The organism is Sorangium sp. So ce327 (assembly GCF_051530205.1).
GTDB lineage: Bacteria > Myxococcota_A > Polyangia > Polyangiales > Polyangiaceae > Sorangium > Sorangium cellulosum_B.
Genome location: NZ_CP150330.1, coordinates 4,589,501 through 4,608,412, shown reverse-complemented (window position 1 = coordinate 4,608,412; position 18,912 = coordinate 4,589,501). Strand labels below are relative to the sequence as shown.

The window sequence follows — 18,912 nt, the reverse complement described above, 5'->3', positions numbered from 1 at the left end:
AGCCCCCGCTACACTCGCGCGTCATGAAGATCCTCTATGGCGTCGTCGGCGAAGGGATGGGGCACGCCATGCGCTCGCGCGTGGTGATCGAACACCTGCTCGCGCAGGGACACGAGCTCGAGATCATGGCGTCGGGCAGGGCGACCGACTTCCTGTCCAAGCGCTTCGCGGGGGTGAACCGCATCCACGGGCTCCACATGATCTACGAGGAGAACCGGGTGCGTCGCGGCAAGACGCTGTGGTCCAACGTGCTCTCCGGCGCGACGGGCACGCCGAAGAACATCGCCGCGTACTTCGAGCTCATCAAGGACTTTCGCCCCGAGCTCACCGTCAGCGACTTCGAGTCGTGGACGTACCTCTACGCCAAGCTCCACCGGCTGCCGATCCTCTCGGTCGACAACATGCAGATCATCAACCGGTGCACCCACGACGCGGAGATCCTCGCCGGCCACGAGGCGGGTTTCCAGCTCACGCGCGCGTTCGTGAAGAGCAAGCTGCCGTTCTGCAACCACTACGTCATCGCCACGTTCTTCCGCCCGCCGGTCCGCAAGCAGGAGACGACGCTCGTGCCGCCGATCCTCCGCCCCGAGATCATCGCCGCGAACCGCCGCCCCGGGGAGCACCTGCTCGTCTACCAGACCGCCGAGGGGAACGACGCGCTGTCGGCGACGCTCGCGAAGACCGGGCTCGAGTGCCGCATCTACGGGATGCGCCGGAACATCACGGAGGAGCAGGTCGAGGGCAACCTGCGCTACCGCCCCTTCAGCGAGGAGGGCTTCATCGACGACCTCGCCTCGTGCCGCGCCGTCATCGCCGGCGGCGGGTTCACGCTGATGGGGGAGGCGGTCTACCTGCGCAAGCCGATGCTCGCCGTCCCCCTCGGCCGCCAGTTCGAGCAGGTGCTCAACGCCCGCTACCTCGAGCGCGAGGGGTTCGGCCGCGGCGCCGATTCGCTGGACGACCCGGCCGTCGTCGCGGATTTCGTGAAGGCCATCCCGGCCTGTGAAGAGAAGCTCGCGAGCTACTCCCAGGACGGCAACCGGAAGCTGTTCGAGGTGATGGACGGCCTGCTCGATCGCGCGCACGCCGGCGTGCTCTGAGCGCGGAGCGGCGGCCGGCGCGCCGCGCTCCGCCGGGATCCCTCCCCTACTTCGGCCTGCAGCCCTTGAGGTCCGAGCCGGAGACGCCGTTGCACTCCTGGTCCGCGGGGCAGTCCGTCTGCTCGACGCACGTCTTCAGGCACTCGAGCGCCGCGCTGTCGTCGGGCTTGCCGCAGACCGCACCGCTCTCACACTCGCCGTCGGCGCCCTCTTCCTCACACGCCTCGCCGAGCGCCGCCTCGCCGCCGCAGCCCCACGCGAGCAGCGCGCCGACGAAGAGCCCCATCCCGATCCACCTGGTTCGCATGCATGACCTCCCTTGTCTTCAGCCCACCTGCAGGCGGCAGGGGCGCGGCGGCGCCGCTCACCTGATGGCGCGGCGCGCGCTCGGCCCCCTCCGCACGCAGCCCGATGCTACCGCGCGCTGCGGCTCTTGACGCCCTGGCGCTGGCTCCACGACGCCGATGCCGTCTCCTCGATCCGGATGAGCACGGCGGTGATGTTGTCGCGGCCACCGTTCTCGTTGGCGCAGTCGATGAGCTTGCCGCACGCGTCGGCGAGCACGGCGTTGTCCTCGACGATGCGCGCGATCTCGCGATCGTCCACGAGCCCGTGGAGGCCGTCGGAGCAGAGGAGGAACACGTCGCCCGCCTCGACGCGCTCCGCGCGCAGATCGATGTCGACGCTGGGGCCGATGCCGAGCGCCCGGGTGATGACGTTGCGGGGCAGGTAGGCGAGGTCGCGCTCGGTGAGGTCGGGCCGCTCGAGGAGCGCCTCCGCGATGAGCGAGTGGTCGCGGGTCAGCTGCGAGATATCGCCGTTGCGGAGGAGGTAGCAGCGGCTGTCGCCGGCGTGGGCGACGTAGAACTTCCGCTCCCGCGGCGAGAACGCCGCGGCGACGACCGTGGTCCCCATCCCGCGGTAGAACCGCGAGTCGTCGGCGTGCGCGAAGATGCGCGCGTTCGCGTACGTCACGGCGGCGCGCAGCCTGTCGCCGGTCGACGCCTTGCGCCGCTTGCCGTTCGCCTCGCGGAAGTAGCCGGCGATGGCGCTCGCGGCGATCCGGCTCGCGACCTCGCCGGCCTCGTGCCCGCCCATGCCATCCGCGACGACGTAGACGTTGAACTCGGGGAGGAGGATGTATCGGTCCTCGTTGTGGACCCGCTCCCTGCCGACGTCGGATAGACCTGCCGCGGTGGCGCGCATTCGCCCCGAGTCTAGACGACGCTTGGCCCCCCAGGGAACTAGGTTAATCTCCCCGCCATGTCCGACCTCGTGATCGACAACCCGTATACCCTCGAGGAAGCCGTCCGCCGGCCTCTTGCAGACGAGGCCGCCGTCGACCGCCTCCTCGACACGGCGACCGCCGCCGCGCGGCGCTTCTCGCGCACATCCATCGCCGAGCGCGCCGCCCTGTGCCAGCGCGCGGTCGAGCACATCGAGGCCAACACCCCGTCGATCGCCGCCGACATCACCCGCATGATGGGCAAGCCCCTGCGCCAATCCCGCAATGAAGTCGCGGGGATGGCCAAGCGAGCCCGGCACATGATCGCGATCGCCGAGGGCGCGCTCGCCGATGTGATCCTGCCGGAGCTCCCCGGGCTCGAGCGGCGGATCGTGCGCGCTCCCCTCGGTGTGGTCTTCAATCTCCCCGCCTGGAATTATCCGCTCCTCACCGCCGTGAACGTGGTCATCCCCGCGGTGCTCTCGGGCAATGTGGTGCTGCTCAAGCACTCGCCGCGCTCGCCGCTCTGCGGAGAGCACTTCGCGACGGCGTTCGCGGAGGCCGGCGCGCCGCCCGGCCTCGTCCAGGCCTTCCACTGCAGCCACGCCACGTCCGAGCGCATCGCGTCGGACCCGCGGGTCAACTTCGTCGGTTTCACCGGTTCCGTCGAAGGCGGACGCCGGATCTATGCGGCCACATCGAAGAAGGTGGCCGTCGACGCCGGCCTGGAGCTCGGCGGGAAGGACGGCGCCTACGTCGCGGCCGACGCGGACCTGGAGAAGGCGGTGGACGGGATCGTCGACGGCGCCTGTTACAATGCCGGACAGAGCTGCTGCGCTGTCGAGCGCGCGTATGTTCACCGCGACCTGTATCCGAAGTTCGTGGAGGCCGCGCTGGAGCTGATGAAGCGTTACGTCCTCGGCGATCCGACCGATGAGCGGACGAACCTGGGTCCGATGGCGCAGCCTCACGCGCCGGCGTTCCTGGAGGCGCAGGTGAAGCAGGCGCTCTCCCGGGGGGCGAAGGCGCTCTGCGGCGGCCGGGCGACCCAGGTCGACGGCCGCGGCCGCTTCTTCGAGCCGACGCTCCTCGTGGACACGGCGCCCGATCTCGACGTGATGCGCATCGAGTCGTTCGGGCCGGTGCTGCCCGTCGTGCCCGTTTCGTCCGACGAGGAGGCGCTCGCGCTGATGAACGACAGCGATCTCGGGCTCACCGCGTCGGTCTGGACGCGCGACCGCGAGCGCGCCGCGCGGCTCGCGCGCGAGCTCGACGTCGGCACGGTCTACATGAACCAGTGTGACACCCTGGATCCGGCGCTCCCGTGGACGGGCGCGAAGAACAGCGGCAAGGGCGCGACGCTCTCGACGCTCGGGTTCCTGCACCTGACGCGGCCGAAATCGATCAACTTCAAGATCGGCTGAACTCCCGGGCGCGCGGCGCGGCGCGAACACCGCGCCTCGCGCAGCCCGCGAGCAGATGAGCTCGAAGGGACGGCTTGCGCCGGGGGGGAAGTGCGGTATCCCGAGGCGATGGAAACTCAAGAGATCTATCGCGGGCGCCTCATCGATCACGTTCAGCTCGTCGTGGCCGACCTGGCGGCGAGCAAGAAGTTCTATCGTGCCGTCTTCGAGGTGATCGGGATCCCGATCGCAGGCGAGGCCGACGATTACTTCTGGGCCGACGAGCTCTTCATCTCGAGCGCGGACTCGCCGGCCGCGACCGGCGTGACCACCGGCCGGACGCACCTCGCGTTCCAGGCGAGCGACCGCGCGACGGTCGATCGGTTCCACGCCGCCGCGATCGCCGCGGGCGGCAAGGACAACGGCGCTCCGGGCAAGCGCCCATACCACCCCGGCTACTACGCGGCGTTCGTGCTCGACCCGGATGGCAACAACATCGAGGTCGTCCACCACGGCCAGGCAAACAGGTCGGCGGACGCGATAAAGATCACGTTCTGATCGCGAAGATGTCGCGAGAGCGTTGAAGAGCCGACACAGAATCGATTGAGATCGGCACGGGCGCCAGCGCATCGCCGCTGCTCCTCCCGCGCTTCTTTCCCTGCTCCCCCTCTCGGCGCCTGCTCGTCTCTCCTCAGACGGACTGCCCTGCTGGCTCTCCATCGATGCAGACCCGCTTCCTGGCGACGGGCCTCGGCGCGACGTCGTTCAGGACCACCCCGAGGATGCGGCGATCGCCGAGCTGCTCGGCGGCCCTCGTCAGCGACGACGCCCGGGTCAGCGAGGCGCGCGCGACGAGGACGATGCCGTCGGAGGCGTCCTCGATGACGTTGGCGTCGCCCGAGCCAAGGACCGGAGGGCCGTCGATGACGACGTAATCGTGGTAGCGCCGCAGCGTCCGCATCGCGGCCTCGAAGTGGACCGAGTGGAGCGCCGCGGGATAGCTCGCCTCGGGCGAGGGCTCCGCGAGCACCGAGAGCGACTGGCTGACCGCGATGACGCCCAGCGGGCGGATCTCGCCCGCCATCCGCCGCCGGAGCTGCTCCGAGAAGCTCGCGTGCGCGGGCAGCCGCAGGCCGAGCGTCGCCGCGACGCGGGGGCACGCGAGGTGGCCGTCGACGAGCAGCACCCGGGCGCGCTCGGCCTCGGCGAGCGTCATCGCGAGGCGGACCGCGAGCGCAGTCTTGCCCTCGGCCCGGCCGGGGCTCACCACCGCGACCGCGAGCGGCTCGCCCGCCCGCCGCTGATCGAGCCGGTGCCGGAGGACCCGGAGCGCCGCGAGCGCGGGCGCGGGCGCGCCCCGGAGCAGCTCGAACACGCCGTGCCCCTCGGGATCGAGGTCCGCGCCGATGATCTCCACCTCGGGCCCATCGAACGCGGGGCCGCTGGCGCGCGCAAACGAGCGCACGCCCATGCAGGCGAGCGGCGCCTCGGGCGCGCTCCAGGACGACCGGTCGGCCACCTCGCAATCGCCGAGGTCGAGGCCGTCCCGGAGCGTGTCCTCCGGGGCGGCGGCGGCCGGAGCGGCCTCGTCCGGCGCGCCGGACGGCTCTGCGCCGTGCCCGAGCCCCCAGGGCGGCGAGGCGCCAGGCCCAGCCGCGCCAGGCGGGTCTGCGCCATGCCCGCGCCCGTCGGGCGGCTCCGTGCCGTACTTCGGCTCGACGGGCGGCTCCGCGTAGTACGCGGGCACGATCGTGCGCTCGCGGAGCGGCGGGCGCGCCGGGAGCTCCGGCATCGCGGCCAGCAGGGCGGGGCCGCCGAGCGCGTGGATGTCGCCGCCGTCGTAGAGCGTGTCGTTGAGCAGCACCCGGGCCCCGGCGACGCCGAGCGCGAAGAAGAACGTCACCGCGGCGCCAGCGAAGAAGACGCGGCCACGCCCCCGGTCAGGGCGGCTCGGCAGGTAGGCCTGGTCGAGCACGTCGAGCTCGGTCTCGCTCTTGTTCTCGGCGGCGTCCGCGGACAGGTCCGCCGCCCGCTCGTTGGCCTGAACGGTCTTCAGGTACTCGCGCGCCCGCTCGAGGTCGAGGCGGAGCCGGTGCCACTCGGTCTCGAGCTCGATCACGCGCTCCTCGGCGCCCCCGTCGGCCGCCCATGGCGGCGCGCGCGGCGCCTCGCCCCTGGCGGCGCTCTCCGCCGGCGCGCGCGGCGCCTCGCCCCCCGCCGGCGCCCTGCCCCCTCCCCCGCGCGCGCGCAGCCCCGCGATCTGCCGGAGGAGCGCGGTCCGCTCCGCCGAGAGCGCCGCGCGCCTCGACGGGGTGAGCGCGCGCGCCTCGCGCGCCTCGCCGATCGACGCCTCGGTGACGCCCGCGCGCACGAGCCCGAGCGCGCTCTCGGCCGCGGTGAGCTGGCTCTTCGCCGCCTCGACGCGGCGCTTCGCGGCGACGGCGTCCGGGTGGATGGGGGTCACGGTCGTGAGCTTCTCGGCGAGCGCCGCCTCGGCTGCCGCGACCGCGGCGACCGCGGCCGTGCGGGCCCGCTGCGCCTCGACGACGCTCTGGGGCAGCGGCTGCCCGGGCGCCGCCGCTGGGGATCGCCCGGCCCCGAGCAGCGCCTCGACCCGCGCGAGCTGCCGCTCGAGCGCCGCGAGCTGCGGATCGACCGGGCGGACAGGCTGCGCTGACGACAGGGCGCGCCCCAGAGCCGCGGGCGCGGGGGCGCCGGGCGAGCCGAGCGGCTGGGGCGCCGGCGCATACGGAGAGTCGTTGAGCCCCCACTGGAACTGCGGATTCCTGGCGAGGAACGTCGCCAGCGCGCGGCTCGCCGCGTCGACCTTGGAGCTGGCCTCGGCGAGCTCCTTCCGCAGGAAATCGCGGGTCATCGTCGCCGTGCCGAGGCTGTCGCGGCGGTAGTCGTCGAGCAGGATCTGCGTGAGGCGGGCGGCGACCTGCTGCGCCACGTGCGGATCGTCGTGGGTGAACGAGACGACGTACGTATCGCTGCTCTGCGCGCGGAAGCCGACGTGGTTCTTCATCTCCTCGACGGCCTCGACCATCGAGCGGGCGGTCTTCTCCGGGTAGAGCCCGAACGCCTCGACGACGCCGGCGAGCGTCCCGCGCGCGGTGAGCGCGTCCTTGAGCTTCGACCCGAGGCGCGCCGCGCGCGCGGTGCTGCTCTGGGGATCGCGGCCGGTCTGGATGGTGTCGCGGTAGAGGATCGTGGCCTCGCTCCGCCACACCCGCTTCGTGGCGAGCGCCAGGGCGAAGGAGATCGCGAGTCCGACGGCCAGCATCGCGGCCGCTCCGCGCCAGTACATCCGGACCCTGCCGAGGACGCTGATCGCGCGATCCAGGCGCTCCCGGGGTGTGCTCTCCGTGCTCAGGCTGGCCATGGTGTTCCTCGCCCCGCGGGCAGCGCGTCCAGCGCCGCGCGGCGCGGAGGGCGCGCGCGCGGGCGCTCCGCCTCCGCACGGCAAGGCGCGTGCTCGCGGGCGCGTCACCCCGGGACGCACCCGGCTCGGCGCCACCACGCGGGCTGACCGCGTGAGAGAGGGCCGATGCCGACGCACGCCATGGACATTCGGCGTCCGGCGCGCGCGGCTCGCTGCGCGGACGCTCCCGGGAAGGCGGGCGCTTGTCGCGACCGCCCCGCGTCGAGGGAGGCGGGCTCGCCAGCGCGGCGAGCCCTGGTCCTCGTCACAGCCGCTGCGAGTAGTACTCGATGATCAGCTGAACCGCGATGGGGAACGGGATGCTCGTCTCGTCCGGGAGCGCGGCCACGCGCGCCTGCCGGGCGTCCTTGTCGACAGCGAGCCACGTGGGGGCCTCCATGTCCGTCCTCGCGAGGCCCTCCACGACGGTCCGGTGGTCACGGCGCTTCTCGCTCACGCTCACCGTCTCTCCGGTGGTGACGCGGTAGGAGGGGATATCGACGCGCTTTCCGTCGATGAGCACGTGCCCGTGCGCCACCAGCTGTCGCGCGGCCGGGATGGTGCGCGCGAAGCCCGCGCGGAAGATGACGTTGTCGAGCCGCCGCTCGAGCAGCTCGATGAGCTTCGCCCCGGCGGCGAGATCGCTCCTGCGCGCCTCGAGCATGAGCGTCTTCAGCTGCGTATCGGTGAGGCCGTAGTTGAGCCTGACCTTCTGCTTCTCGCGGAGCCGCAGGGCGAACTCGCTGAGCTTCTTGCGGGCCTGTCCGTGCTGCCCGGGCGGGTAAGGCCTCCGCTCCGTCTTCCTGGCCGACAGCCCGGGGAGCTCGACCCCGAGCGCGCGCATGACCTTGACGCGAGGTCCGGTATAACGGCTCATGCCCGGGCCCTCCCCAGGGACGCGCGCGCGTCGCGATGGTGGAGCGCGGCGCCGCAGGGCGCCGGTGCGTCAACGTAGTCCTGGATGTTCATCGAGCTTCTCTGTCCTTGTGCATGGGTCTTGCTGTTACTTGTTATGGAGGTGTTACCGAGGGTGCCATCGAGGGCTCACACGCGCCGGAGGTGGCGGAGGATCGGGAACTGCGCTTTACGGAAGAAGCGCGCGAGTCCATTCGTGGTCCGGATGCGGGCGCCGAGCGGCTCGGGATAGTCGTTATCGCCCAGGACGCGCAGCCATGGAAACGTCTCGACGATGCCTCCCTCTCGGTGGAGCTCGACGTGACGCGCGCCCCTCGCCGCGGTGGGACGGAGCTGGAGGCACGGGCTCGCGTCGAGCAGGAGCTCCACGTCCTTGGCGAGGCGCAGGGAGACCTGGGTCAAGAAGGCGCCGATCCGCTCGGGGCCGAGATGGGAGAAGAGGCCGAGGCCGAGGATCAACGTGGGCCAGTCCTGCGCGTCGGCGAGCTGATCGATCCAGTGATCGCAGCCGGGGGACGCCGTGGCCAGCGCATACCGTGACGTCTGCGGGGCGCGCCGGGACTTCCACGCGACCACGCGGGGAACGTCGATGTCGATCCAGTGGAGCTGCCCGTTGTCGACGCGCGAGAACCGGGTGCACGGCCCGGAGAAGAGCCCGATGGCCAGCCCGTCCGGGTGACGGCGGAAGAAGTCGTCCACGACGTCGTCGACCAGCCGCGTGCGGGTCGCGAGGGGGCGGAGCTCCTGTTCCGTGAAGCCGGCGCGCTCGACCTCGAGCACGCGGGCGAGCTGGCGCGCTTCCTCGTCGTGGAGCCCGAGGTCGGGAAACGCGTCGGAGGCGTACGCGCACGCGGCGACTCCCGCGAGCTCGCGTCGAGCAAACGAAGGGGCAGCGTCGATACTGAAAATCATTTTCACTTTCGTTACAGGGACGAGCGTCACGTGTCAAGCAGCGAACAGCCGGCGATCAGCCGCGACCCCACCCAGGTTGAGCCCGGCGGACCTCACCCAGGTTGAGCCCGGCCGGCGGACCTCACCCAGGTTGAGCCCGGCGGACCTCACCCAGGTTGAGCCCGGCGGACCTCACCCAGGTTGAGCCCGGCCGGCGGACCCCACCCAGGTTGAGCCTGCGACCCAGGTTGAGCCTGCGACCCCACCCGCCCCGCCTCTTGACGGCCGACAGTCGAGAGCTATCTTTTAGATATATCTTTTAGAATATCGACCCGGCCGCCACAGGGCCGCCGGGCCGTGGAGCCGGGGCGGTCTGCGCACGAGCGCGCGGCAGCTGAGTGTTCGCCGCCGTGGTGGTCCGCCGCCTAGCCAGAGAGGGATTTTGTCTATGTTCTGGGGATACGAACACCATCACTGCGCAGGCCCGCGAGGGCCGAGGGGGGGTCCGTTCGGGAGGGGTCGGCCCGGCATGGGTGGCGGCCCGCCGGGCTGGTGGGGCGACTGGTTCGGAGGGCCGCCGCTCCGCGCCGATCGCGGCGGCGTGCGCTACCTCGTGCTCGACGTGCTCGCCGAGCGAGCTCGCCATGGCTACGAGGTCATCCAGGCGATCGAGCAGCGCAGCGGCGACACCTACCGGCCGAGCCCCGGTGTCATCTATCCGACGCTGCAGATGCTCGAGGAGCTCGGCCACGCGCGCGTCATCGAGGCCGAGGGGCGCAAGATCTACGAGATCACCGACGCGGGGCGCGAGGACCTCAAGGCGAACCGCGAGTACGTCGACGAGTTCTACGAGCGCTTCGTCGAGACCTCGTGGGAGCGCTTCGCCGAGGATTTCGGCGACGTCATGAAGCGCATCGGCTCGCTCATGAAGATGCTGCGCCACGCGATGCGCCGGGGGCGCATCACGCCGGCTGTGCTCGCGCGCACCGTGAAGGTGCTCGACAAGGCGGCGGCCGAGATCGAGGAGCTGCTCGCCGAAGATCCGGAGGGGCGCGCCGGCCGGCGCCCGTGATCCGCGCCGCCGTGGAATCAGGGCGCGACGCGCTCAGGCACGCTCTCGAAGCAGAACACCCGCCAGGCGTGTGGCTGGCCAGGACGCACGAGCTCCGTCACAGCGCCGCGCGTGAACTCCGCGACGACACCGCGCCAGAACGCCAGAGCGCCCCGGTTCCCCTCGGCGACGCGCACGGTCCACTTCCCGGGGAGGCCGTTCCATAGGAGGCACGCCGCCTGGCGGCCCACGCCAGAGCGGCGATAGCGGCGAAGGACGAAGAACTCGGCCACATCCAGGGTGTCCGGGTCCTCCACCGCCGGCGAACCGCGCGTCACCAGCACAACCCCCGCGACGCGCCCGCCGCATCGAATGAGAAACGCGAACCGCCGCTCCCGCTCCGACCAGTAGAGAGGGAGCTTGGGGTAGCCGAAGCGCCCGTCCTGCCCCAGCTCGATCGCGGGGAACACATCGCTGAGATCGTGAATGTACAGCTCGAGAAGGTTGGACAGGATCACCGCATCCGCCGGCGTCGCCGCGTCCAGAGAGACCGTCTGCGCATCTGCCATATCCAGTTCTCCCATCCGCCAGCGCGCGCTCGGGCGCTCCTCGGCGGCGCGCAACGCCTCGTCGCACGCGTCGATTCACGACGACAAGCACCTTCGCTCGCCAGCCGCGCGCCGAGCGACGCGGCCTGCGCTCCTCGGCTCAGCCGAGGAAGCCGCGCGCGCGGGCGATCGCCTCGATCGCCGGCCTCCGCCGCTCCAGCTCCTCGACGTCCTTGACGGGAAGGAACCGGGCCGCGAGGCCCTCACGCGGGACGCGAACGAACCGGGCCGGCAGCCCGAACGTGACCTCGTTCAGGATGCGCTCGAACTGGATCGCCTTGCGGTCGTCCACCTTCTTCTCGACCTCCACATAGATCCAGTCCAGCGCGAGCGTGCTGAGCGCCTCGGCGCTCGCCAGGAAGGTGTTGGTGTTGAAGACGGGCACGACCTTCGGATCGAACCCGACCGGCAGCCGGAAGTCCTCCGCCATCACCGGTCGGCCGTTCCACCGGAACGGCCCACCGCCCTTGTCGCCGCCCTTGTCGACCACCTCGACGGAGAGCGGCCCGCCGTGGCCGAGGTGCCAGCCGAGGAGGACCGGATCGACGGTCGCGCCGAGGTTGTCGAGGTTGGCGATCCAGACGATCTTCCCGCCGCGGGCGATGAAGCGGCCGAGGAGGCCGCTCTCGCGGAGGGCATCCGGGAGATCGCCGTGGCCGGTGGCGTAGACGCTCGGCTCGCCCGCCTCGTCCAGGAACAGCCCGCCTTCCGGCGTCAGGCGCAGCGAGACGTGCTGCTCGAACGTGGCGCACAGATCGCCCGGCTCGTCGAGGCGCGGGCCAAGCGCCGCGCGGATCGGTCCGTTCGTCGCCTCGCTGGTCATCAGCCACAGCGGGACCGGGACCCCTGTCGTGCGCCGGAGGTGATCGCTCTCGGCGAGGCGCAGATCGAGGAAGGTCCGACCGGGCAGCACCTCGACGAGCGCCTTGACCACGCCGCCCATCCGGGTGGCCATCCCGCCGGCGAGGACGCAGAGGGCGACCTCGCCCCGGCGCAGCGCGGCCAGGCCCGCCTCGCGGCAGCGGGCGTGCTCGGGCGTGCCCTCGGCGGGCAGGTCGGCGACATCGCCGGGCGCGGGCGGCTCGACCGTGCCCTGGAGGCGGTTGCGGGCGTCCCGGTCCTTGCCGATGGACGCGGCCCACCGGGCGACGCGATCGGGGTCGAACCCGCGAGCCCGGAGGCGAGCGAGGAGAGGGCCAGGGAGCGCGGCGATCTGCTGGGTGAGGGAAGACACGGTATCCTCAAAAGACCACGAGGCGATGCGCGTGGCAACGGCAGTCAGCGGCCGGTCGACTCCAGGAACAGCTCCTCCACCGCCGCCGCGGTTGCCGCGCGCTGGAGCCAGCGTCCCAGGACGTCCACGTCCGTCTCGCGGAGGATCCGGCCCCGCGCCTCCTCGCTCGCCGGGACGCCGCGCGCGTCCAGCAGCATCAGGATCGCCGCCGACAGCCGCCCCACCGCCTGCTCCGCCCGCGCCTGCTCCTGCTCTGCCCGCGCCTGCTCCTGCTCGATCCGAGCCTCGGCGGCCTCGATCATCCCCTCCAGCTTGCCTACCAGCTCGCTGGCGGTGACCAGCTCGGCGGTATCCGCGTAAAAACGGAGACGCCCCGCCTCCACCGCCAGATCCAGATCGAGGACCTCCGATCGGTACCGCCCGGCGCGCGAGGGGATGCTCTCGTAGCGCCGCTCTCCGGTGGACGGTAACCGGTGAGCTTTGAGGTGCCCGCGCGGGATGTCGTAGATGAAGTACTCACGGATCCCGAGGGTCGCGTAGCGCACGACGTTGTCGACGAAGTCCTTGCGCCAGTTGCCGGCGTAGTGCACCTCGATCGCGAGGTCGATCCCCTTGCCCTCGGCGCTGACCATCCAGCAGAGTCGCGGGGTGGGCTCGACGTCGGTCACCGCGATCACGTCGGGCGTGAAGCCCTTCTCGCCCGGATAGTGGACCTTCATCTCGGCGCCGATGTAGACGCGCCGCCCGCGCCGGCCGAACCAGGCGCGGAGCGTGTCGCGGGCTTCCACCTTGGCGTCGAAGTGCGGGTCCCCTTCGGCCATGGCCAGGCGCTCGTCGATCTCCTCCTGGGACATGGAGTCGACGAGCGCCGCGATCGCCTGCTGGCGCTGAGCGGGCGACATCGCGGCCCACTCGGCCTCCGTCGGGGCGCGCGGCGCCTCGGCCGGGATGGGCGCCGCTGCGGGGTCGACGGGCTTGCGGATGGGAGCCGACATCCCGCCCAGCATACCACCATTCCAGGGCGCTCCCGTCGGACGACCTGCCAGGCCGCGCCGCGGCCATCCCAGGAGCGCCCGGCGCTCGCGGCGCGCTCACCCGAGGAACCGGAGCAGGACGTTGAGCAGCACGAGCACCAGGGACATCCCGCCGCACACGAGCGCGACCTCCCTCCCGGACACGCGCACCACGACGCGGCTGTCCTCGGCCCGCGCGGCGCCGTAGAGCGCGGCGGAGGCGCCGAACACCATGTAGAGGATGTCCTTGTAGGCCCACGAGAGGAAGAAGATGCCGATCAGCGCGCCGCACAGGCTCACGAAGATCGCCGGCGCGAACCGCCTCGCCGTGGGGCCGACATCGACGTCGCCCAGCCAGATCGACAGCGGCACCTTGATCGACGCGTACAGGACGAGCGCGAACAGGCACATCCCGAGCAGGCCCGTCTCGGCCGCTGCGAGGAGATACGAGTTGTGGGCGGTCAAGCCGAGCGACGACTCGTCGCCGAACTGCCCTGCGCCGACGCCGATCCCCTTCGTCCGGCGGATCATCTCGAACGCTTCCCGGAGCAGCTCGACGCGCTCGCCCGAGCTCTCGCTCGCCTCATCGCCGCTCCGGCCCCCGAGCAGGAGCATGGGCGGCCCGACGAAGCAGGCGGCGATGACGCCGAGGGTCCCGCTCCGCCGGATGAAGCTGATGCCGAGGACCGCCAGGTACACGATGACGCCCGAGCGCGAGCGCGACAGGACGACCATCGCGCCGATCGCCGCGATGACGGCCGTCACGGGGAGCGCGCGGAGCGCCCCGGCAACGCGCGAGATCAGCCGATCCGTGAGCAGGACGGGAAGCGTCAGCGCGCGGCGCGCCCCGCAGGCCCGCGCGGGCCCTGGCGCAGCGCCGCCGGGCGGCGCGCCAGCCGACGAGGGTGAGCCCCCGCGGACGGACCTGCGCGGCCGGCGCGGGCCGAAGCGCCGCTCGGCGAGCGCGATCGCGAGCGGGATCGACATTCCGGCCATCAGCGAGAGCTCGTTGGGATCGGCGAGCGAGCCGCGGTAGCGGACGCGGCCATCGATGGTCGACGTGCCGAGCGGCCCGGGGCGCTCGCACCGGTAGTTGCCGTCGGGCACGGGCGCCTCGATGCGGCAGTCGAGGTTGGTCTCGCAGGGGCGCCCATCCGGCTCGAGCTCGCCCTTGCCTTCCCAGTCATCGGGAGCCGCGATCATGCAGCCGTGGGGCTGGAACGCCTGCACGATCGCGACCACGGTCGTGAGGACGGCGCAGCCGACGAGCGTGATCGCGAGCGCCCGCAGCCCTCGCGGCGAGGCGGCGGCGACGGCGACGGCGACGAAGATGCCCGCGACGGTCGCGAGCTGCATTCCGCGCTCCTCGAGCGCGGTCGGGCGCTTCAGCGCGGTGGTCAGCGCTGCCCAGGCGAGGAACGCGAGCGCATAGACGACCTGAGGCGCGAGCGTCGGTTTGAGCCGGCGCCACACGACGTCGAGGGCGACACAGAGCAGGGTGATCCCGAACGCCGCGTGCACGAGCGGAATCCCCGAGAGCGCGGGGATGAACTCCTGCGGCTTGATGATGACGAGCGCGCACAGCGCGCACACGACCCACGCTGCCATGGTGTGGCGCGCCGTTCGCGTGGCGCGCGCCGCGCACGGGCGGCCCGCGCCGCGCCCTCGTGACGGCCGCGCGGAGGCGCCCTGCGCGGGCGCGATGAGGCGCGGCGCGCATTCCCCCCTTCCGCGCGACGGATCTAGCACCGCGGGCCCGAGCGGCACGCGGGAAGAGCGCCAGTGCGCGCGCGAGGAGCAGGCGCGGAGCGCGGCGGCGGGATCGGCGCTTGCTGGAGCGCCATCGCATCAAGGAGGCTGGAAACCGCATGTGCTCCCGCTGTGTCCGGATTGCCCTGCTCTGCTCCGCGCTCACGGTCCTCATGGCGCTCCCGGGCTGCGGCGCGGGCGCGCGCGCACCACGCGTCGATTTCGATGCGGAGCGTCGCGCGACGAGCGCCTATGCGGTCGGCCCCGGCGACGTGCTGGAGGTGCGCGCCTGGAAGAACGAGGCGCTGAGCCAGCGCGTCACGGTGCGACCCGACGGGTTCATCACGATCCCGCTCGTCGGCGACGTCCTGGCGTCGGGGCGCACCGTCATGGGCGTCGCCGAGGACATCGCGACGCAGGCCGCCAAGTTCTATCATGAGAAGCCGGTCGTCAGCGTCGAGGTGGCAGAGCTCCACAGCTACCGGGTCTACGTGATGGGCGAGGTGTCGCGTCCTGGCGAGTTCACGCCGAGGGCGCAGATCACCGTGCTCCAGGCGCTCGCCCTCGCGGGCGGATTCACGCGCTTCGCCGATCCCGACGAGGTGGTGATCGTCCGGCGCGACGCGATCGGCGAGCGCAGGATTCCGTTCGTGTTCGATGAGGTCGTCGGGAAAGGCGATCTCCGCGGGGATCTGCCGCTGCAAACGAACGATACCGTGGTGGTGCCGTAGGAAGGCCCGCGACGAACGCGCATCGAGCCCAGCAGAGCGTCAGCCGGACGCAGAAACTATCTGACGAGCCGGAGCTACCCTGACCGCTCCCGCTCTGCACGCGAGAGAATGAGGCGAATCAGAGCGGCGAGCTCAGCCGGCGGCTCCCGGCACTGGTCGAGGTAGCGCTCGGCCAGATCCATACGGTCCGGCCGCTTCCGCGCGCAGGGAATCGTGCGATGGAGCTCCTGGAACACGAGCTTCCCGGAGACGTGCTTCCGCAGCTCGTCGAGATCGTCCTCGCGGGCTCGCAGGAACGCGAGCCGCTCTCGAAATACCTCGCGCGCAGTGTCTTGCGCACCGAACGCGCTCGCCCAGGTCGCGAGCGCATCCTCGGCGTTCACGGTCGCGAGCGCCTGCACGGCGGTGAGATAGCTTCGGCCGACGAAGCTCGGCTGCGCTCCGTGGGCATCGGCCAGGCGCCGCACGGTCCAGTTATGCGCTCCGATCGGAAGCGCCTCGCGATAGAAGCCGCGGATGCGATCGGCCACCGCGTCCACCGTGTCCCATCCCTCAGCCACACGGCCTTCGCGTCGCCACAACTCCCTCCGCAGCACGCTGAGCCACCCTTCCGGATCCAGCAGGTAGCTCTCCAGGTCGTAACGAGAAAGCCGGTAGCAGGTGCCGTCGAATGACGGCTCCGACTGGCGCGCGAGCTCCTCGTCCGGCGTGAAATCCCTGTCCAGAATGCCGTATACGGGCACCGGCGTGCCGCGCCGCCTGAGCTCCTTGACGGCGTCCTGCACGTACTTCCAGCCATCCTGGGCGTGAAATGTGACCATCCGTCCGAGATCGCCGAACCATTCCTTGTAAAAGAACTCGTCATCTCGGTAGTCCTCGCCCTCGCAGATGATCGCGATGCCTGCGCCGCTCCGCAGGACAATTTCGAGCTCGTCGAGGCTCTTGTAGCCGCTCATGGTGCGCCCTCGTCGGGCACGTCGAAGCGACTTTCCGGATAATCGAGGCTCTTCACCTCCACCGGTGGAACGCTGCGCACGATCTCCGGTGAGTGCGTCGCGAGGAACACTTGCATCTCGAGGAGGCGCGCGACACGCCGCAGCTGGGCGAGGAGCTGACGCTGCAGGGTCGGGTGCATGCTGATCTCGGGCTCATCAATGAACAGCACGCCGTGCGGCCGCTTGCGTCGCGCGATCTCGCCGAGGAGCATCACGCACTGCCGCTCGCCCGAGGGGAGCTGGTCGAGCATCACTTCCGCGGGTTTGCCGGATGCGTCGTTCCAGGGCGCCGTCACGCGCACCCTTCCCTCGCGAACGAACACCTTGCGCCCGGGACCGAGCGCTTCTTGGAGGAGCTCGACCGATCCCGCCAGTTCCCCGGGGTCCTCTCCGCGGCTCTTTCGTTCGAGGTCCAGGTAGTTCTGCCAGACCCAGAGCTGCTCGAGGGAGCCAGTCCACTGGCCCGATGGACTGTACCGGGAGAGCCACCGCGTCTCAGCGGGCGGGGGTTCGATGGTGCCGCCACGGACAGAGCGGAGCTCGCGGTCATGGGGAAAGTAGATCAGGCCGCCGACCGGCTGTGCCCTACCCTGCTCCACCTCCTCGAGGTGACGACGCAGCCCTTGGATGTATGTCCTCGCGGACAACTGGCTCGACGCACCGCCGTCCTCCATCTTCACATGGAGTCTGCCATCGATGAGGTGGAAGCCTCGCGGGGAATAGCGAGGTGCCTTCTCGTAGACGATCGTGCAGGGCAACTGCTCGCCTACAAAGCGTTCGCTCGGCGTTGGCTCGATCGTCAACGACACGAGCCCAGCCTCGTCGAGGATCGGCGCCGGTCTCTCAGGCTCGACAACAACGGCGAGCATGGCTTCGATGACGTCGAACACCGTCGTCTTCCCCGACCCGTTGCTCCCGACGAGGACGACGCGATCCCGGGCGTCGCCCGTGACCGGATCGGTAAAGTCGAGGACGTGCTTGCCCCGGAAGCAGCGCAGGTCGTGGATCTCGAGGCTCCTCACGCGCATGACGGTCCTCCCTCTACCTCAGGCAGTACCACGGCAGAAGGGCCATGGGCCGAGCGAGCGCCTCATGAACGCCGATCTGCGAAGCCGATCTGAAAAACGGACGAAGTCCACGTGGACACGCGACCGCTCGCCCGCAGCGCGCAGGTGTCGAGCTCCGCGACTGGCCCCCCCACCCGCCTCGACGTCGTACCGCCGCAGCGCCCGCCACACACCGGCGGCGGGGCGTCTACGGCCGGGCGTCTGCTGATGATGCGCGGCCGCGATTTTGGCATCCTGGACAGGATGCGCCCCGAGGCCACGCCGCTCGTCGCCGTATTGACCCTCGCGTTGCCGGTGATCCTCGCGGCGTGTGCCCCCGCGAGCCCCGGCCCCCCGGGCCCCGCCGGCAAGGCCGCGGCGGCGCCAGGCACGCCAGCCCTCGCGGTGGCCAGCGCGCCTTCTGGCCCGGGAACCCCTGGGCCTGCCGGCGCCGCGTCCGCGGGAGCGGCGCAGGCCGATGGCGCGCACGGCGCCGCGCCCTCCCCCGCCCCAACCGAGTCGGCCCCCGCCATCTCGGCCGACGAGGCCGAGGCGATCCTGTTCCCGGGCGACGCCGCCGCCCACCGGGACGCCATCGACGCCTGCCGGCGCGGGAACGGCGGGACAGCGGCCGCGCCAAGCCCAGCGCACGAGCGCATCCGCTGCCTGCTCGCGCTCCGCTACCAGGGCGACCCGCAGGCCGCAGCGAGCGCCACCGCGCTCTTCGACCAGAACGGCAGCGTCGCCGGGCTGGAGCGGGAGCACATGATGGATGGCGGTTACCGCGGCATGCTCCACCTCGTCCCGGAGCTGCCGGTGCGCGCCGAGCGCCGCCATCTCGAGTGGACGGTGTCGGCGATCGCCGACTTCGACGCCTTCGTCGCGGATCTCGCGGCCACGGCCAGCTCGCCCGTGCGCTACCGGCACCGCGCCCTCGCGCTCCGGTACTTCCGGTCCGTGCGGGCGCGGACGCCTTCCGCGTATGCCTCGGGCTGGACGGTCGCGTACAACCTCTCCGGCTCGCTCCACCGCTCCGCGGACGACGTGCGGGAGACGCTCTTCCACGAGCTCTTCCACCTGAACGACGGCGCGCACGGCGGGTGGTCGCAGGCGGCGCTCTCGCCGATCTACGACGGGATCGTCGCGCGCTGCGGGACGAGGATCACCTGCCTCACGCCGTACTCGCCGAACGAGACCATCGTGAAGGGCGGCACGTATTACTCGTTCCAGCCTGGAAACGGCGTGGTGGAGTACGCCGCCGAGCTGGCGATCCGCTACTACCGCGAGCAGCGCGCGGCGCTCCGCGGCAAACAGCTCGCGAAGGCGCCGTTCAAGTGCGGCCCGCCGGAGAACGCGCGGGCGTGGTCGCTGCTCGCGGGAGAGTTCTTCGGCGGCGCAGATCGGGTGGCGCCCTGCCGGGAAGGACCTCCGGCAGCGCCCTGAGCCACACCGCAGCACGCGCTTTCATCCTCCAACATGCTGGGCATGCCGTGACGAGGGGGCGCAATCCCCATCGGAGGCCCGGTC

The 18,912-nt window shown here is 71.4% G+C and carries 17 protein-coding genes; 6 read left to right on the top strand and 11 right to left on the bottom strand.

Annotated features, from left to right (window positions below; translation table 11 throughout):
* Positions 1–23 precede the first annotated feature (23 nt).
* On the top strand, positions 24–1,100 hold the full coding sequence (locus WME95_RS17330) for a glycosyltransferase family protein (protein WP_437909475.1): 1,077 nt from the start codon (positions 24–26) through the stop codon (positions 1,098–1,100).
* A gap of 46 nt (positions 1,101–1,146) precedes the next feature.
* Here the strand turns inward: WME95_RS17330 and WME95_RS17325 are convergent, their stop codons facing one another.
* Both WME95_RS17325 and WME95_RS17320 read right to left on the bottom strand, forming a co-directional pair.
* A complete protein-coding gene (locus tag WME95_RS17325; RefSeq protein WP_437909474.1) occupies positions 1,147–1,407 on the bottom strand; it encodes a hypothetical protein in 261 nt (86 codons plus the stop codon).
* A 107-nt stretch (positions 1,408–1,514) separates the two neighbouring features.
* Positions 1,515–2,306: a Stp1/IreP family PP2C-type Ser/Thr phosphatase gene (locus WME95_RS17320; RefSeq protein WP_437909473.1), complete on the bottom strand. Its 792-nt coding sequence runs from the start codon at positions 2,304–2,306 to the stop codon at positions 1,515–1,517.
* 57 nt (positions 2,307–2,363) lie between these two features.
* Between WME95_RS17320 and WME95_RS17315 the strand changes: the two genes are divergently transcribed.
* Both WME95_RS17315 and WME95_RS17310 read left to right on the top strand, forming a co-directional pair.
* Positions 2,364–3,749 carry an aldehyde dehydrogenase family protein gene (locus WME95_RS17315; RefSeq protein WP_437909472.1) on the top strand — a complete coding sequence of 462 codons (1,386 nt, stop codon included), beginning with the start codon at positions 2,364–2,366 and terminating at the stop codon, positions 3,747–3,749.
* 108 nt (positions 3,750–3,857) lie between these two features.
* Complete coding sequence (locus tag WME95_RS17310; protein ID WP_437909471.1) at positions 3,858–4,286, top strand: VOC family protein; 429 nt, start codon at positions 3,858–3,860, stop codon at positions 4,284–4,286.
* Positions 4,287–4,419: 133 nt separating this feature from the next.
* Here WME95_RS17310 and WME95_RS17305 read toward each other — a convergent pair whose 3' ends face one another.
* The 3 genes from WME95_RS17305 to WME95_RS17295 form a co-directional block, all read right to left on the bottom strand.
* Positions 4,420–7,113: an exopolysaccharide transport family protein gene (locus WME95_RS17305; RefSeq protein WP_437909470.1), complete on the bottom strand. Its 2,694-nt coding sequence runs from the start codon at positions 7,111–7,113 to the stop codon at positions 4,420–4,422.
* A 304-nt stretch (positions 7,114–7,417) separates the two neighbouring features.
* Positions 7,418–8,029 carry a 30S ribosomal protein S4 gene (gene rpsD, locus WME95_RS17300; protein ID WP_437909469.1) on the bottom strand — a complete coding sequence of 204 codons (612 nt, stop codon included), beginning with the start codon at positions 8,027–8,029 and terminating at the stop codon, positions 7,418–7,420.
* A 167-nt stretch (positions 8,030–8,196) separates the two neighbouring features.
* A complete protein-coding gene (locus WME95_RS17295) occupies positions 8,197–8,979 on the bottom strand; it encodes a class I SAM-dependent methyltransferase (protein WP_437909468.1) in 783 nt (260 codons plus the stop codon).
* A 508-nt stretch (positions 8,980–9,487) separates the two neighbouring features.
* Here WME95_RS17295 and WME95_RS17290 point away from each other — a divergent pair.
* The gene (locus tag WME95_RS17290) at positions 9,488–10,030 is read left to right on the top strand and encodes a PadR family transcriptional regulator (protein WP_231864867.1); all 543 of its coding nucleotides are present in this window, start codon (positions 9,488–9,490) and stop codon (positions 10,028–10,030) included.
* A 17-nt stretch (positions 10,031–10,047) separates the two neighbouring features.
* Here the strand turns inward: WME95_RS17290 and WME95_RS17285 are convergent, their stop codons facing one another.
* The 4 genes from WME95_RS17285 to WME95_RS17270 form a co-directional block, all read right to left on the bottom strand.
* Positions 10,048–10,632, bottom strand: coding sequence for a GNAT family N-acetyltransferase (locus WME95_RS17285; protein ID WP_437909467.1), 585 nt, complete (start codon positions 10,630–10,632; stop codon positions 10,048–10,050).
* Positions 10,633–10,717: 85 nt separating this feature from the next.
* Positions 10,718–11,851: a UTP--glucose-1-phosphate uridylyltransferase gene (locus WME95_RS17280; protein WP_437909466.1), complete on the bottom strand. Its 1,134-nt coding sequence runs from the start codon at positions 11,849–11,851 to the stop codon at positions 10,718–10,720.
* Between the two features lie 44 nt (positions 11,852–11,895).
* Positions 11,896–12,846 (bottom strand): Uma2 family endonuclease, encoded by a 951-nt coding sequence (locus WME95_RS17275; RefSeq protein ID WP_437909465.1) that lies wholly within the window; start codon positions 12,844–12,846, stop codon positions 11,896–11,898.
* Positions 12,847–12,942: 96 nt separating this feature from the next.
* Entirely contained in the window at positions 12,943–14,472 is a 1,530-nt protein-coding gene (locus WME95_RS17270; RefSeq protein WP_437909464.1) for an O-antigen ligase family protein, read from the bottom strand.
* A gap of 260 nt (positions 14,473–14,732) precedes the next feature.
* Here WME95_RS17270 and WME95_RS17265 point away from each other — a divergent pair, with 260 nt between their 5' ends.
* Positions 14,733–15,344: a polysaccharide biosynthesis/export family protein gene (locus WME95_RS17265; RefSeq protein WP_437909463.1), complete on the top strand. Its 612-nt coding sequence runs from the start codon at positions 14,733–14,735 to the stop codon at positions 15,342–15,344.
* A gap of 74 nt (positions 15,345–15,418) precedes the next feature.
* Here WME95_RS17265 and WME95_RS17260 read toward each other — a convergent pair whose 3' ends face one another.
* Entirely contained in the window at positions 15,419–16,129 is a 711-nt protein-coding gene (locus tag WME95_RS17260; protein ID WP_437909462.1) for a hypothetical protein, read from the bottom strand.
* 167 nt (positions 16,130–16,296) lie between these two features.
* Positions 16,297–17,367 (bottom strand): AAA family ATPase, encoded by a 1,071-nt coding sequence (locus tag WME95_RS17255; protein ID WP_437909461.1) that lies wholly within the window; start codon positions 17,365–17,367, stop codon positions 16,297–16,299.
* A 111-nt stretch (positions 17,368–17,478) separates the two neighbouring features.
* Here WME95_RS17255 and WME95_RS17250 point away from each other — a divergent pair, with 111 nt between their 5' ends.
* A complete protein-coding gene (locus WME95_RS17250) occupies positions 17,479–18,828 on the top strand; it encodes a hypothetical protein (RefSeq protein ID WP_437909460.1) in 1,350 nt (449 codons plus the stop codon).
* The last annotated feature ends 84 nt before the right edge of the window (positions 18,829–18,912 follow it).